The organism is Jannaschia sp. M317, assembly GCF_025141175.1.
Lineage (GTDB): Bacteria > Pseudomonadota > Alphaproteobacteria > Rhodobacterales > Rhodobacteraceae > Jannaschia.
Genome location: NZ_CP081155.1, coordinates 661,515 through 675,725 on the forward strand (window position 1 = coordinate 661,515; position 14,211 = coordinate 675,725).

The window sequence follows — 14,211 nt, forward strand, 5'->3', positions numbered from 1 at the left end:
GACGCGCCACGATGACCGAAGCAGTCGATGACCGCCTGGCCCGGGCCCGGGCGCGCGGATCCCACGGACGCCAGCAGGACGACGGCATTCTGGTCATCCGCACCATCGCCATGCCTGCCGACACCAACCCTTCGGGTGATATCTTTGGCGGCTGGCTGATGAGCCAGATGGACCTGGCCGCCGGCAATCTGGCCGCGCGGGTCAGTCAGGGGCGGGGCGCCACCGTGGCCGTCGAGGCGATGCAATTTTTGCGCCCGGTGAAGGTGGGGGACGAAGTCACGCTTTATGCGACGCTCAAGTCGGTTGGGCGGACCTCGATGCGGATGCATGTAGACGTCTGGGCCCGCGCCCGGTTCGCGCAGGAGGGGGCCAAGGTCACCAGTGCGGATTTCGTTTTCGTCGCCTTGGACGAGGCTGGGGCCCCCCGCGAAATCCCCGACGCCTGAGCACCGCTTGCCGGGCCGGGCCCGACCGTCTAGACCCGCCCCCCGAGGAGAGCGCCCATGTCCCTGAACACCTTCGGTCACCTGTTCCGCGTCACTACCTGGGGCGAAAGCCACGGCCCCGCGCTGGGGGCGACGGTCGACGGCTGCCCGCCGGGCGTGCCGATCCGGGCCGAGGACATCCAGGTCTGGATGGACAAGCGCAAGCCGGGCCAGTCCAAGCACACGACTCAGCGCAAGGAACCCGATCAGGTGGAAATCCTATCCGGTGTCTTCGATGGGGTCAGCACGGGCACGCCGATCCAGCTGATGATCCGCAACACCGATCAGCGGTCCAAGGACTACGGCGAGATCGCCGAGAAATTCCGGCCCGGCCACGCCGATATCACCTATTGGCAGAAGTACGGGGTGCGGGACTATCGCGGCGGGGGCCGGTCTTCGGCGCGCGAGACGGCGGCGCGGGTGGCGGCCGGTGGTGTGGCGCGGGCGGCGCTGTCGGTTCTGGCACCGCAGGTGCAGGTGACGGGCTACATGACGGCCATGGGGCCGCTGGATATCGATCGGGACCGGTTCGACTGGGACGAGATCGCGCGCAACGATTTCTGGTGCCCGGACCCCGTCGCGGCGCAAAAATTCGCGGATCACCTGGATTGGCTGCGCAAGGATGACCACAATTCGGTGGGCGCGATCATCGAATGCGTGGCGCGCGGCGTGCCCGCGGGGCTGGGCGCACCGATCTATGGCAAGCTGGACACCGACCTGGCCGCAGCGATGATGTCGATCAACGCGGTGAAGGGTGTCGAGATCGGCGAGGGCATGCACGCCGCCCGCCTGACCGGGCGGGACAACGCCGACGAGATTTCGATGGGGCCGGACGGGCCGGTCTATTCGTCGAACCACGCAGGCGGCGTGCTGGGCGGTATTTCCACCGGGCAGGATGTCGTGGTGCGGTTTTCGGTCAAGCCGACGTCGTCCATCCTGTCGGAGCGGCGCACGATCACCAAGTCCGGCGAGGATACCACGATCGTCACCAAGGGCCGCCACGACCCCTGCGTCGGCATCCGTGCGGTGCCCGTGGCCGAGGCGATGATGGCCTGCGTCGTGCTGGATCATCTGCTTTTGCATCGCGGCCAGGTCGGTGATGCGGGTGGTGTCATCGGGTAGGGCGCGGGCCGCGCGGGGCATCGAGCCCCGCCCGACCCGGCAAGAGGCGCGGCCTCTTGCGCGCGACCGTATCGCCTGATCCGGCATCCGCCATGGCGTCAGGGGCGTTTCAATCGGCTGAGTTGAACCGCCAAGATCCCGAGCGTCACCACAACCACGCCCAGGATATCCAGCGGCCCGAGGCGTTCGCCCAACAGCGCCCAGGCCACGACCACGCCAAAGAACGGGTTGAGAAAGTGGAAGGTGGCGGCCGGAGTGGCCCCGATGCGCGCGACCAGCAGGAACCAGATCCAGGTGGCGGCAAGGCCGGGCACCAGGGTCGTATAGGTCAGGGCCGCGACCAGGCGTGGCGTCCAGGTCACCGCCCAGGTTTCCAGCGCCAGGCCCACGGGCAGCAGTGCTGCGGACCCCACCAGCATCTGCAGGCCGACGACCATCAACAGATTGCCGCCGCCCGATGCCCCCCGGACCGACAGCGTCGCCACAGTCAGGGCAAGGACCCCCAGCATGCAAAGCGCGATGCCCGTCAGGTCGGCTCCGCCCTGCAACCGGGTGCCCATGATCAAAAGCACCCCGAAAGATCCCGCCAACAGGCCCGCGACGCCCAGCAGGCGGGTGCCTTCGCGAAAGATCACCCAGTTCGCCAAAGCCACCAAAAGCGGCAGGCAGGAAGCGATGATGGCCGCGAGGCTGGCCTCGATCCACTGCATCGCGACGAAATTCAGCCCGAGATAAAGCGCGTTCTGGCAAATGCCGAAGATCACCACCGCCCGCCATTGTGCGCGCGTCAGGCGCATCCTTTGGCCGAGCGCATAGGCGATGGCGATGCCCAGCACCCCGGAGATGGCGAACCGCAGGGACAGCGACAGGATCGGCGGGGCCTCGGCCACGATGATCCGGGCCGAGGTGAAGGCCGAAGACCACATCAGGGCAAAGGCCAGCCCGTAGCAGAGTGCGCGAATATCCATGCAGGGGTTGTGACGCCCGGCGCGCGGGGGCGCAATCTGCCACGCAACGAAAAAGGGCCGCCCCGGGGCGGCCCTTGTCAAACTGTCAATCGCGGCGCGATCACTCGTTCACGGAATCCTTGAGCGCCTTGGCGATGGTCATCTTGACCACCTTGTCGGCCTCTTTCTTGAACTGCTCGCCCGTGGCGGGGTTGCGGACCATACGCTCGGGGCGTTCGCGGCACATGATCTTGCCGACGCCGGGCAGGGTCACGGCACCACCGGCGGACACTTCGTCGGTGATCACGGCGACGATCGCGTCGAGCGCCGTGGTCGCGGCCTTTTTGTCGGCATCCATCTTTTCGGCGAGTGCGGCGACCAGCTGGGTCTTGGTCATCGGTTTCTGAGCCATTGTTCGGTTCTCCCCATTGAGGCAGGTTTGGTGTTTCTCATCGGGCAGTTAACCCGCCCTAGTCTTGTGTCACAACAAATTGTGAACGCGATGACCCAACGTACTATAGGTTTTTGGGGTCAGAGGAAGGCCGTTTCCTCGAAACTGCGCAACTTCCGCGAATGCAGTCGCGCCAGAGGCATTTCGCGAAGCGCCTCCATCGCCTTGATTCCGATTTGCAGGTGCCGGCTGACCTGGGTCTTGTAGAAAGCCGAGGCCATGCCCGGAAGCTTCAGCTCGCCGTGGAGCGGCTTGTCGCTGACGCAGAGCAGCGTGCCGTAGGGCACCCGGAAGCGAAACCCGTTGGCCGCGATTGTGGCCGATTCCATGTCCAGCGCCACGGCGCGGGATTGCGACAGGCGTTGCACCGGGCCCGCCTGTTCGCGCAGCTCCCAGTTGCGGTTGTCGATGGTGGCGACGGTGCCGGTGCGCATCAGGCGCTTCAACTCGTAGCCTTCCAGCTGCGTGACCTCGGCCACGGCGTCTTCCAGCGCGACCTGAACCTCGGCCAGGGCCGGGATCGGCACCCAGATCGGCAGATCGTCGTCGAGGACGTGATCCTCGCGCAGGTAGGCATGGGCCAGGACGAAATCGCCCAGGCTTTGCGAATTGCGCAGACCGGCGCAGTGGCCGACCATCAGCCAGACGTGGGGCCGCAGAACGGCGATGTGGTCGGTGGCCGTCTTGGCGTTGGATGGGCCGACGCCGATGTTGACCAGGGTGATCCCGGCCTCGTCCTCGCGCGTCAGGTGGTAGGACGGCATCTGCGGCATCTTGGGCGGGTCGACCATGGGGGCATCGGGGTCGGCGGCGGTGACACGCTGACCGTTGGGCCCGACCAGCGCGACATAGCCAGACGCCGGATCGCGCAGCATCTCGCGTCCGTAGGCGATGAACTCCTCGACGTAGAACTGGTAGTTGGTGAACAGAACGTGGTTCTGGAAATCGCTGGGATCGGTCGCGGTGTAATGCGCCAGCCGCGCCAGCGAATAGTCGATCCGCTGCGCCGTAAACGGGGCGAGCGGGCGGGCCCCGTCCTGGTAGGTGAAGCCGGTGCCGTTGACGATGGCGTCGTTCGTCGTCTCCAGGTCCGGCACGTCGAAGACGTCGCGCATCAGGAACGGCAGCACGCCGTCCTGCGGCACCGACAATTCGGCATCGTTGAGCACGGCGAAATGTACCGGGATCGGCGTGTCCGAGGCCCCGACGATCACCGGGACCTCGTGCGAGGTGATCAACAGATCGATCTGCTGGGTCAGGTATTTCTCGAACAGATCGGGGCGGGTGATGGTGGCCGCGTAGTGGCCCGGTTCGGCCACGTGGCCAAAGCTGAGGCGGCTGTCCGTGCGCGCAAAGCTGGTCGTGACAATCCGCACCTCGGGGTAATAGGCGCGGTAACGGCAGTCGGGCATCCCGCCGGACAAGGCCTCCGAGAAGCAGCGGCGCAGATAGCCTGTGGCCTCGGCATAGAGACGTTGAAGTTCGGCCACCGCCTCGGCGGCGTTGTCGAAGACACGCGGCTCGCTGAAGCCGGGGGTGCAAATGGGGGTCAGGTCGGTCATGAAGTCTCGATCAGGTCGGTCAATGCGAATGTGGTCACGTCCACCAGTCCCAGGTCCGAGATCCGCAATTCGGGGATCACCACCAGGGCCAGCAGCGAATGTTGCATGTAGGCGTTGTTGAGGCGGCAGCCCGCGTCGCGCATGGCCGCCATCAGGACGTCGGCCTTTGCGGCCACCTCGGCGGCGGGGCTGTCGGACATCAGGCCTGCGATGGGCAATTCGATCAGCGCCCGTTCCTCGCCGCCTTCAAACAGACAGACGCCGCCGCCCACGGCGCGCAATCGGTTGGCCGCCAGCGCCATCTGCGCGCGGTCGGTGCCCACAACGATCATGTGGTGGCTGTCATGCGCCACGGTCGAGGCCAGGGCCATGGGCCGGTCGTAGCCGAAGCCCGCGACAAAGGCGTTGGTCACGCCGCCGGTCGCACGATGCCGTTCCACCAGCGCGATCTGACAGGTGTCGCCGCCGGTCAGGGCATCGCCTTCAACCAGCCCGTTGCGGACCGGCAGGTCGCGGGTCAGCGCCTTGGTCGGGGCCTGGTTTTCGACCACGCCGATGACGCGGGCGGTGGCGGTGTTGGCGCCCTTGGGGGCGGGGATCTCATAATCGGTGGCGGTCAGATCGCGGGCCATGTTGACGGTGGACCGGGCATCGGCGGGCCAGGCGATATGGGGGCATTCTGCGGTCAAGCGACCGTCCTGGGCAACCCATTGGCCCAGGGCCATCACCCGCTCGACCGGCAGGTCGGTCAGGGACGAGGTCAGGATCAGGTCGGCGCGGCGACCGGGGGCGATGGACCCAAGCTCCCGCTCCAGGCCGAAATGGGTCGCCGTGTTGATCGTGCACATCTGCAGTGCCACCAGAGGATCGCAGCCGCAGGCAATGGCGTGGCGCAGCACCCGGTTCATATGCCCGTCGTTCACCAGCGTCCCGGCCATGCAATCGTCGGTGCACAGGATGAAGTTGCGCGGGTCGAGACCTTTTTCGGTGACCGCGGTGATCTGGGTCTCTACGTCGTACCAGGCGCTGCCCAGTCGCATCATCGACCGCATGCCTTGCCGCACGCGGGCCACGGCATCCGTCTCGCAGGTGCCTTCGTGGTCGTCCGCCGGACCGCCTGCCACATAGGCGTGGAACGCGGGGCCCAGATCGGGCGACGCATAGTGTCCGCCGATGGTCTTGCCCGCCTGTGCCGTCGCGGCCATTTCGGCCAGCATCTTGGGGTCGCCCGCCGCCACGCCCGGAAAGTTCATCATCTCGCCCAGGCCGACGATGCCCGGCCAGGCCATCGCTTCGGCGACGTCTTCGGGCGTGATTTCATGACCGGTGGTTTCCAGACCCGGTGCCGAGGGCGCGCAGGACGGCATCTGCACGAACATGCTGCACGGCAGGCCCCGTGCCTCGTCATGCATCAGACGGACACCGCGCAGGCCCAGGACATTGGCGATCTCATGGGGGTCGGTGAACATGGCGGTGGTGCCATGGGGGATCACGGCGGCGGCAAATTCGGCTGGCGTCAGCATCCCCGATTCCACGTGCATATGCGCATCGCACAGGCCGGGGATGACATAGCGCCCGGCGGCGTCCACGACCTGCGTTTCCGCGCCGATGCAGTGGCTGGCGTCGGGCCCGACATAGGCAAAGCGTCCGCGGGCGATGGCGACCTGCCAATCGAGAACCTCGCGGGTGTGGACAAGGACAACCTTGCCGCCTGTCACAACGGTGTCGGCCGGGGCACGGCCCGCCGCAATGGCGATCAGATCGGCGGCCGCGTCGGGCCAGGAAGGGAGCGTTTCGGGTGTCATGAGCAAGCCTGTCATGGCTTGGCGGGGGGTGCAATGGGGGCTCTGCCCACCGGCCCCGCGCCGGAGGGCAGAGCCCGCGATCTAGGTCAGGATCGGCAGGTCACCGACCCAGCCGATGCGGTTGAGAACCCAGTAAACCCCGATCGCGGCGATGATCAGCGATCCGGGAATGGCGATGGCAGGGCGATAGAGCGGCTTGGACCCGAACGGCAGGCCCAGCAGCAGGAAGGCCACCGCGATGACGGTCAGCTGCCCGATCTCGACGCCGACGTTGAACGAGATCAGCGAGGCCAGGAAATGCTGCCCCAGACCGAATTCTCCCAGCACCGAGGCAAAGCCGAGCCCGTGCAGCAGACCGAAACCAAAGACGATGGCAATACGGCCCCACCCGATGTCGCGGCGGTTGCCTGCCCAGATGTTCTCGACCGCGACATAGACGATCGAGGCGGCGATGATCGTCTCGACCAGCCACATCATGTCGTCGGGAATGTTCACGATGCCGAGCGTCGCCAGCGCCAGCGTCACCGTATGCGCGGCGGTAAAGGCGGTCACCTGCCAAAGCATCGGACGCCAGGCGAGGGCGTAGAAGAACAGGCCCAGCACGAACAGGATATGATCCAGCCCCTTGGGGATGATGTGGTCAAAGCCGGACACGACGTAACGCATCACCGCCTCGCCCAGCGTCTGTTCGGCGACGCCGCTGCGCGGCAGCGGATCGGTCAGGCCACCGTCGGTCAGATAGACGTCGTAGCCTTCATCGCCCGACACCTGCCGCACGATCAACCCGCCCAGGGCACGGTCCCATCCCAGCACCACGGGGGCGTCGCCTTCGGGCAGGAGAGCGGTGATCGTGAGTTGACTGTCGCGCCGCAGCTCCACGTCGCCGATCTCCGGCACGGTGACGGTGCCCAGCTGTGGTGTCAGGCGCTGTTCGGCGCTGGTCAGGTTGATGCGGCGCGCGATGTCGGGCCAGGCCTCGCGAAAGGCGGCCTCCAGCTCGGCGGGGGGCAGGGCGCGCAGGGCGTCGTTGCGGGCCGACAGAGGCGACTCGTCGGTGTCGGTCACGGCGCTCAGGTCGACGCCTGCGATCAGGGGCTCCAGCGCGGCGCGCAGGTCGATGGTGATTTCCGAGGCGGACACCGTCACATCGGCGACGGCTGGCTGTACCTCATGTGCGGAAACTGTGATCGCGCCGACCATTGACAGTATCGCAGCAAGGATCACTCTGCTGAGGATCCGGAGGGAGACAGACATGAAGACCCTTTCTAAAACGTTCCTGGCTGCACTGTGCATCTTGGCGGCCCCGCTTCAAGCGCATGAATTCTGGATAGAGCCCGAAGCTTACACTGTTGCGACAGGTGAGACCGTCAAGGCGACGTTTCGCAATGGGCAGGAATTCAAAGGCTCCAACCTCAGCTATATTCCGTCGCGGTCGGCACGGTTCGACATGGTGACGGGCGACACGGTCCAACCGGTGCCCGCGCGGATGGGCGACAATCCGGCGGTCGCGATCGACACCGCGCCCGAGGGCCTGCTGACGGTTCTGCAGGAGACGACCGAGCAGAGGCTGACCTACAAGGAATGGGTGAAATGGGTCAATTTCGCCGAGCACAAGGATTTCACCGAAGTGCTGGAGGCGCACCGGGCGCGGGGTCTGCCTGACGAAGGGTTCCGCGAAGCCTACCTGCGGTTCGCCAAGGCGTTGATCGCCGTGGGTGACGGGGCCGGAGAGGATTCCGCGCGCGGGATGCGGGTCGAATTCGTGGCTGGGGCCAATCCCTATACCGACGATCTGTCCGGCGGATTGCCGGTCCAGATCCTGTTCGACGGCGCGCCCAAGGCCAACGCCCAGATCGAGATGTTCGAAAAGGCCCCCGACGACAGCGTCACCGTCACCCTGCACCGCGCCGATGCCGAAGGCCGCGCGACCCTGCCGGTCAGGCCGGGGCACGAATACCTGCTCGACTCGGTCACCATTCTGCCGCTTGAGCCGGAGGCCGAGAACGATCCCGTCTGGCTGACGCTCTGGGCTGCGTTGACCTTTGGGGTGCCGCAGGAGTAATCAACGCCGACCCTACGGAGGCCCCCATGGACAAGTTCGACACCCTCACCGGCATCGCCGCCCCTCTGCCCCTGATCAATGTCGATACCGACATGATCATTCCCAAGCAGTTCCTGAAGACCATCAAACGGTCCGGTCTGGGCGTGAACCTGTTCGACGAGATGCGCTATCTCGACGACGGGTCCGAAAACCCGGACTTCGTGTTGAACAAGCCCGCCTATCGCGAGGCACAGATCATTGTGGCGGGCGACAACTTCGGCTGCGGCTCGTCGCGCGAACATGCGCCCTGGGCGTTGCTCGACTTTGGCATCCGCGCGGTGATCGCGCCCAGCTATGCCGACATCTTCTACAACAACTGCTTCAAGAACGGCATCCTGCCGATCGTCTTGCCGCAGGATCAGGTGGACGCCCTGATGGAAGATGCCAAGAACGGCGCCAACGCCCGCATCACCATCGACCTGGACAGCCAGACGGTCACCGGGGCGGACGGTACAACCTATGCGTTTGCCGTGGACGCCTTCAAGAAGCACTGCCTGCTCAACGGTTTGGACGACATCGGCCTGACGATGGAGAAGGGTGCCGCCATCGACACCTTTGAATCTGCCGCTGCACAGGCCCGTCCTTGGGTTTAGGTTAACGTCACATTGTAAGTATCTGTATTAAAAGACCCTTCCTGATCATCAGGAAGGGTCTGATGCTTTCTGGGCACAATTTTCTCAAGATGCCTTTTTGTTCGCAAACAGGAACTTGCGAGCCGAAGTTAAACAAGGCACATTCAAGGCAAGATTGAGGCAACCGCCCGGAAAACAGGGCGGCACGACAGGTGGAACAAGGGGGTGGCATCGTATCAGCCCCGTCCAACGAGGATCGATTAGGCAGTGATTTCGCAGCTTCCAGGTGCGTGCATTCGTGCGCTTTTGACCGTGGCGATGGTGTTGATGCCATCGCTGCTGTTGCCTGACGCCTCGCCGCAAGTCACCGATGCGATGGTTCTGATCGCGTTGTTCGCCGGTGCCTTCGTCTTTATCGAATACGCGGCCGTCTATCCCGGCCTGATCGAGTTCCGAGACGCTCCGCCGTTCAACACCGTCCGTTTTGCGATGCTTTTTGCCTTGCTGTTGTTGATCGGGCTGGCGGCGCGCGGCATCGCGGACCCGTCGACCCTGACGCGTCTGGTGCATGCGGTGGGCATGTTGCTGGGGCAGTCCATGGACTTCCCGCTCAGCCCGATTCGGATGTTGCTGTGGCTGCTGCCCGAGGGGACGACCCTGACCGAGGCGCATATGGTTCGGGTGACGGCCGGGATCGCCTATCTGGTGTCGCTGCTCAGCCTCACGATTTTCGCCATCATCATCCGGCTCAACAACTGGCCGTCGCCGACCGGGGCGTTCAACGTCTGGATCAATCTGCCTACCTTCGACCCGACGGCAGGGTCGGATGTGGTCAAACGGCTCAACCGGGACGGTGCCGTTAACATTCTGTTAGGCATTTTGCTGCCATACCTGACCCCACCGTTGGCGTTGTTCATCGCCCGATCCTATCAGATCTCGATGTTCGAATCCCCGCTGCTGCTGGTCTGGACGATGACGCTATGGGCCTTCCTTCCTGCATCGCTATTCCTGCGCGGCATCGCGATGCGGCGGCTGGCCCTGATGATCTCCAAAAAACGCCGTCGTTATGGCGAAGAGCTTGCCGCCGAGGACCCGGACTTCTTGCCGGCCTGATCTTGTGCGCGGCTCCGGTCGCCGCCGAGACGATCCGCATCGCCACCTATCATGCAGAGCTGAGCCGCAAGGGCCCCGCCGTCCTGCTGCGCGACCTGACCGCGGGCAAGGACGCGCAGGTCGATGCCGTGCTGACGGTCATCGCGGCGGCGCAGGCGGATATCTTGCTGCTGCTGGATGTGGATTGGGATTTTGGCGGGGCGGCGGTCGCCGCGCTTGTCGACGGGCTGGGCGCCCGCGGGCTGGCCTATCCGCATCAGGTCGCGCTGGCCCCGAATGCGGGGGTGCCCAGCGGGTTCGACCTGGATGGCAACGGGAGGCTGGGCGAGGGGCGTGACGCCTTGGGTTATGGCCGGTTCACCGGCGATGGCGGCATGGCACTGCTGTCGCGGCTGCCGCTTGGGCAGATCACGGATCACTCTGCGGTGCTCTGGTCCGAGGTCAGCGCGGCGCCCGCCGCCGTTCTGCCTGTGGGCGCGGCGGCGGTGGTGCCCTTGGCTTCGGTCGCGCAGTGGGAAGTGTCGGTTCCCTTGGGCGATGGCGTGCTGACGCTTTTGACGTTGAATGCCAATACGCCGGTGTTCGACGGGCCCGAAGATCGCAACGGCCTGCGCAACGCCGACGAACTGGCCTTTGTCGCGGGATTGGCGGGTGCGGTCCCGCGGCCCGTGGTTCTGGGGCGTGCCAACATTGATCCCATGGACGGCGAAGGCGACCGCGCCGCGTTGCGCAGGCTTTTGGAACACCCGGCCTTGTCCGACCCGGAACCGACTGGGCAGGGGGGCGGGGGCGACCACGCGGGCGACCCGGCGCTGGACACCGTCGATTGGGAGGGGCCGGGCCCCCTGCGGGTGGATTACATCCTGCCGTCCCGTGATCTGCGGGTCATCGATTCGGGCGTGATCTGGCCTGCACCGGACGATCCCCTGGCCGACGTGGTTCGGACCGCCAGCCGGGGGCGGCTGGTCTGGGTCGATGTCTCGCTTCCTTGACGGGCCGCGGGGCAGGGCCTAGTCCGTTGCGCGCATCTTCATCGAAAGGCCCAGTGACATGGCAAACACCCTTCTGATCCTGCCCGGCGACGGCATCGGCCCCGAGGTCATGACCGAGGTGCGTCGCGTGATCGACTGGTTCGGCGCCAATCGCGGTCTGGACTTTGAGGTTTCCGAGGATCTGGTCGGCGGGGCCGCCTATGACGCCCACGGCACGCCCCTGCACGATGACACCATGGCCAAGGCTCAAGAGGTGGACGCCGTTCTGCTGGGTGCCGTTGGCGGGCCGAAGTACGACAACCTCGATTTCTCGGTCAAGCCGGAGCGGGGGCTGCTGCGTTTGCGCAAGGAAATGGACCTGTTCTCGAACCTGCGCCCGGCGCAGTGCTTTGACGCGCTGGCCGATTTTTCGTCGTTGAAGAAAGACATCGTCTCGGGCCTCGATATCATGATCGTGCGCGAACTGACGTCGGGCGTCTATTTCGGCGAGCCGCGCGGCATCCATACCGAGGGCAACGAACGCGTCGGCATCAACACGCAGCGCTACACCGAATCCGAGATCGCGCGCGTTGCGCGGTCAGCTTTCGAACTGGCCAAGAAGCGCGGCAACAAGGTCTGCTCCATGGAGAAGGCCAACGTGATGGAATCGGGTATCCTGTGGCGCGACGTGGTGCAGGAAATCCACGACGCCGAGTATCCCGAAGTCGAGCTGAGCCACATGTACGCCGACAACGGGGCCATGCAGCTGGTGCGCGCGCCCAAGCAGTTCGACGTCATCGTGACCGACAACCTGTTCGGCGACGTCCTGTCCGATTGTGCGGCGATGCTGACCGGGTCGCTGGGGATGCTGCCGTCTGCCTCGTTGGGTCTGCCCATGGAAAATGGCAAGCCGAAGGCGCTGTATGAGCCGGTCCACGGGTCCGCGCCCGACATCACCGGGCAGGGCAAGGCCAACCCGATCGCCTGTATTCTCAGCTTTGCCATGGCGTTGCGCTATTCCTTCGACGAGGGCGCGAATGCCGACCTGTTGGAGGGCGCGGTCGAAAAGGTGCTGGCCGACGGCGTGCGCACGGCGGATCTGATGGGACCCGATGGCGGTACGGCGGTCAGCACGACCGGCATGGGCGATGCGATCCTGGCGGCCCTCGACGCGGCTGCCTGAGGCGCGCGCCCGGATACTTTGATGGGGGCCGGTGCACCGGCCTCCGTCGCGGCAGAACTTGGCAGTCGTCTTGGAGAACCCGATGCCGGATCGTGGGCCGTTCCGCGAAATCCGCCGGAAAACCACGTGATCCGCACGCCCCCCTTGAGACATGCCCCCGGACCGCGCTAAGGCCGAAGAAACACCGATTCACAGCCGCACGTCCGGGGAGGGGCGTCGCGGTGCAGACCCCGCCCGGAGCGCCCATGCCCGACCGTACCTCTCCGCTATCCGGTATTCTGCTGGCGCTTCTGGCGTTCGCTGCCTTTTCGACCCACGATATCGCGGTAAAGATGCTGGGCGGCGGCTATGCCGTTTTCCAGATCCTGTTCTTCAGCGTTCTGCTGACCTTTCCGTTGGTGGTGATGATGCTGCTGCGGGACAATCAGCAGGGAACCCTGATCCCGGTGCACCCATGGTGGACGGCGCTGCGAACCGTGTCGGCGGTGATCACGGGCTTTTCCGCGTTTTATGCGTTCTCGGTCCTGCCGTTGGCGCAGGTCTATGCGATCATCTTTGCCTCGCCTCTGATCATCACCTTGCTGTCGATCCCGATCCTCGGAGAGCGGGTCGGCCTGCATCGCGGTGGGGCGGTCATCGTTGGTCTGGCCGGCGTGATCATCGTCTTGCGCCCTGCCGATCTGGACCTTGGGCTGGGTCATATGGCGGCCCTGACCGCTGCCTTCTTTGGTGCATTGGCCGCCGTCATCATGCGCAAGATCGGGCGGGATGAGCGGACAGCGGTGATGATGCTCTATCCGATGATGGCGAATTTCGTGATCATGGGGGCGCTGATGCCCTTCGTCTATCGGCCGATGCCCCTGCCGGATCTGGGCCTGTGGGTGATGATGGCGGTTCTGGCCTTTGCCGCCTCTGTCGCGTTGATCCATGCCTATCGTCGCGCCGAAGCGGTCCTGGTCGCGCCGATGCAGTATTCCCAGATCCTGTGGGCTGCGCTTTATGGCTGGTGGTTCTTTGACGAGACGATCGATCTGGTGACCGGTCTGGGCGCGGCGGTCATCATTGCATCGGGCCTGTATATCGTTCTGCGCGAGGGGCGGGGCCGGTCGAACAATTCGCCGGTGTTGCGGACACGGTCGCGGGCCGAAACCGGTACCGCGCCGCGCATCTCTCCGATGCTGTCGGACGAGGACCGGACAGTGCCGCAGGACCGCTCTTAACGTATTGTTAGGGGCAGTGGGCTATCCTTCGGAGGAAGGAGCGCCCATGCCCGAATCCCCTCGTACGGATTGGCGTCTTGATCCGCTGGTGCGGATCGAAAAGCGGCTTTATCCGCTTCAGGCGCGTCTGTTGTTGCAACTTGTGCGTGACCCACCCGGGGATGCGGCGCTAGCCGGTGATCTACGGCAGACGGCGGGCGCGCTGCGCGACGTGCAGGCCAGGTATTTCGATGCCGCCGATGTGCGCCTGCCGGTCGACGTTCTGGGCGGCTGCCTCGCCCTTGCGCGCGCCTTCGAAGGACGCGCCGCAGAGCTGGAGGCTGAGGGACCGTTGGCCCGTGACTATGCGTCCTGGTGTTGCGATGTCTTCCCGAAGGCGATCGAAACCTTGATGGACGGCTTGCGAGGGGCCTTTCTCGCCGCGGTCCTTGCCCGGCAGGAAGACGCGCGTCAGCAGGCGGCCGATGCCGCGCGCGAGGTGCATGCGATTTCGCGTCAGATCCACTTCATCTCGATCAACGCCACGATCGAGGCGGCGCGCGTGGGCGAGATGGGGCGTGGGTTCGCCGTCATCGGCGATCAGATCCAGACATTGTCACGGGAAACCACGGTCGCGCTCGATCGTCTCAAAGAGACGGTGCAGATGCGGCGATAGGCCCTTGCCCTGCCGCGCGCCTGT

Annotated in this window: 14 protein-coding genes; 9 read left to right on the top strand and 5 right to left on the bottom strand. The window is 65.3% G+C overall.

Annotated elements, in window-relative coordinates; genetic code table 11:
- Positions 1 to 110: 110 nt before the first annotated feature.
- Both K3551_RS03465 and aroC read left to right on the top strand, forming a co-directional pair.
- Complete coding sequence (locus tag K3551_RS03465) at positions 111 to 446, top strand: acyl-CoA thioesterase (protein WP_259919453.1); 336 nt, start codon at positions 111 to 113, stop codon at positions 444 to 446.
- A 57-nt stretch (positions 447 to 503) separates the two neighbouring features.
- Positions 504 to 1,607, top strand: coding sequence for a chorismate synthase (aroC, locus tag K3551_RS03470; RefSeq protein WP_259917701.1), 1,104 nt, complete (start codon positions 504 to 506; stop codon positions 1,605 to 1,607).
- Positions 1,608 to 1,705: 98 nt separating this feature from the next.
- Here aroC and K3551_RS03475 read toward each other — a convergent pair whose 3' ends face one another.
- The 5 genes from K3551_RS03475 to K3551_RS03495 all read right to left on the bottom strand — a co-directional run bounded on the left by K3551_RS03475 (position 1,706) and on the right by K3551_RS03495 (position 7,626).
- Positions 1,706 to 2,575, bottom strand: a complete 870-nt coding sequence (locus K3551_RS03475; RefSeq protein WP_259917703.1) for a DMT family transporter — start codon at positions 2,573 to 2,575, stop codon at positions 1,706 to 1,708.
- 100 nt (positions 2,576 to 2,675) lie between these two features.
- Positions 2,676 to 2,966: an HU family DNA-binding protein gene (locus K3551_RS03480; RefSeq protein ID WP_259917705.1), complete on the bottom strand. Its 291-nt coding sequence runs from the start codon at positions 2,964 to 2,966 to the stop codon at positions 2,676 to 2,678.
- A 119-nt stretch (positions 2,967 to 3,085) separates the two neighbouring features.
- A complete protein-coding gene (locus K3551_RS03485; protein WP_259917706.1) occupies positions 3,086 to 4,567 on the bottom strand; it encodes an AMP nucleosidase in 1,482 nt (493 codons plus the stop codon).
- Positions 4,564 to 6,372 (bottom strand): adenine deaminase, encoded by a 1,809-nt coding sequence (locus K3551_RS03490; RefSeq protein ID WP_259917708.1) that lies wholly within the window; start codon positions 6,370 to 6,372, stop codon positions 4,564 to 4,566. The genes K3551_RS03485 and K3551_RS03490 overlap by 4 nt, the downstream gene beginning before the upstream one ends.
- A gap of 81 nt (positions 6,373 to 6,453) precedes the next feature.
- On the bottom strand, positions 6,454 to 7,626 hold the full coding sequence (locus K3551_RS03495; protein ID WP_259917709.1) for a HupE/UreJ family protein: 1,173 nt from the start codon (positions 7,624 to 7,626) through the stop codon (positions 6,454 to 6,456).
- On the opposite strand from K3551_RS03495, the gene K3551_RS03500 reads away from it, so the two are divergent.
- The 7 genes from K3551_RS03500 to K3551_RS19900 all read left to right on the top strand — a co-directional run bounded on the left by K3551_RS03500 (position 7,625) and on the right by K3551_RS19900 (position 14,187).
- Positions 7,625 to 8,434, top strand: coding sequence for a DUF4198 domain-containing protein (locus K3551_RS03500; protein ID WP_259917710.1), 810 nt, complete (start codon positions 7,625 to 7,627; stop codon positions 8,432 to 8,434). The genes K3551_RS03495 and K3551_RS03500 overlap by 2 nt on opposite strands.
- 26 nt (positions 8,435 to 8,460) lie before the next feature.
- Positions 8,461 to 9,066 (top strand): 3-isopropylmalate dehydratase small subunit, encoded by a 606-nt coding sequence (leuD, locus tag K3551_RS03505; protein WP_259917712.1) that lies wholly within the window; start codon positions 8,461 to 8,463, stop codon positions 9,064 to 9,066.
- Between the two features lie 306 nt (positions 9,067 to 9,372).
- Positions 9,373 to 10,158: a hypothetical protein gene (locus tag K3551_RS03510; RefSeq protein WP_259917713.1), complete on the top strand. Its 786-nt coding sequence runs from the start codon at positions 9,373 to 9,375 to the stop codon at positions 10,156 to 10,158.
- A 2-nt stretch (positions 10,159 to 10,160) separates the two neighbouring features.
- On the top strand, positions 10,161 to 11,150 hold the full coding sequence (locus K3551_RS03515; RefSeq protein WP_259917715.1) for an endonuclease/exonuclease/phosphatase family protein: 990 nt from the start codon (positions 10,161 to 10,163) through the stop codon (positions 11,148 to 11,150).
- 58 nt (positions 11,151 to 11,208) lie between these two features.
- Complete coding sequence (gene leuB / locus K3551_RS03520; protein ID WP_259917716.1) at positions 11,209 to 12,312, top strand: 3-isopropylmalate dehydrogenase; 1,104 nt, start codon at positions 11,209 to 11,211, stop codon at positions 12,310 to 12,312.
- Positions 12,313 to 12,557: 245 nt separating this feature from the next.
- Entirely contained in the window at positions 12,558 to 13,532 is a 975-nt protein-coding gene (locus K3551_RS03525; protein ID WP_259917718.1) for a DMT family transporter, read from the top strand.
- Positions 13,533 to 13,578: 46 nt separating this feature from the next.
- A complete protein-coding gene (locus K3551_RS19900) occupies positions 13,579 to 14,187 on the top strand; it encodes a methyl-accepting chemotaxis protein (RefSeq protein ID WP_311199758.1) in 609 nt (202 codons plus the stop codon).
- Positions 14,188 to 14,211: the final 24 nt, after the last annotated feature.

Excerpts from the sequence above, each read along its gene's own strand:
- K3551_RS03465 (WP_259919453.1), top strand. The coding sequence starts at position 111 with ATGCCTGCCGACACCAACCCTTCGGGTGATATCTTTGGCGGCTGGCTG.
- aroC (WP_259917701.1), top strand. The coding sequence starts at position 504 with ATGTCCCTGAACACCTTCGGTCACCTGTTCCGCGTCACTACCTGGGGC.
- K3551_RS03475 (WP_259917703.1), bottom strand. The coding sequence starts at position 2,575 with ATGGATATTCGCGCACTCTGCTACGGGCTGGCCTTTGCCCTGATGTGG.
- K3551_RS03480 (WP_259917705.1), bottom strand. The coding sequence starts at position 2,966 with ATGGCTCAGAAACCGATGACCAAGACCCAGCTGGTCGCCGCACTCGCC.
- K3551_RS03485 (WP_259917706.1), bottom strand. The coding sequence starts at position 4,567 with ATGACCGACCTGACCCCCATTTGCACCCCCGGCTTCAGCGAGCCGCGT.
- K3551_RS03490 (WP_259917708.1), bottom strand. The coding sequence starts at position 6,372 with ATGACACCCGAAACGCTCCCTTCCTGGCCCGACGCGGCCGCCGATCTG.
- K3551_RS03500 (WP_259917710.1), top strand. The coding sequence starts at position 7,625 with ATGAAGACCCTTTCTAAAACGTTCCTGGCTGCACTGTGCATCTTGGCG.
- K3551_RS03495 (WP_259917709.1), bottom strand. The coding sequence starts at position 7,626 with ATGTCTGTCTCCCTCCGGATCCTCAGCAGAGTGATCCTTGCTGCGATA.
- leuD (WP_259917712.1), top strand. The coding sequence starts at position 8,461 with ATGGACAAGTTCGACACCCTCACCGGCATCGCCGCCCCTCTGCCCCTG.
- K3551_RS03510 (WP_259917713.1), top strand. The coding sequence starts at position 9,373 with ATGCCATCGCTGCTGTTGCCTGACGCCTCGCCGCAAGTCACCGATGCG.
- leuB (WP_259917716.1), top strand. The coding sequence starts at position 11,209 with ATGGCAAACACCCTTCTGATCCTGCCCGGCGACGGCATCGGCCCCGAG.
- K3551_RS03525 (WP_259917718.1), top strand. The coding sequence starts at position 12,558 with ATGCCCGACCGTACCTCTCCGCTATCCGGTATTCTGCTGGCGCTTCTG.
- K3551_RS19900 (WP_311199758.1), top strand. The coding sequence starts at position 13,579 with ATGCCCGAATCCCCTCGTACGGATTGGCGTCTTGATCCGCTGGTGCGG.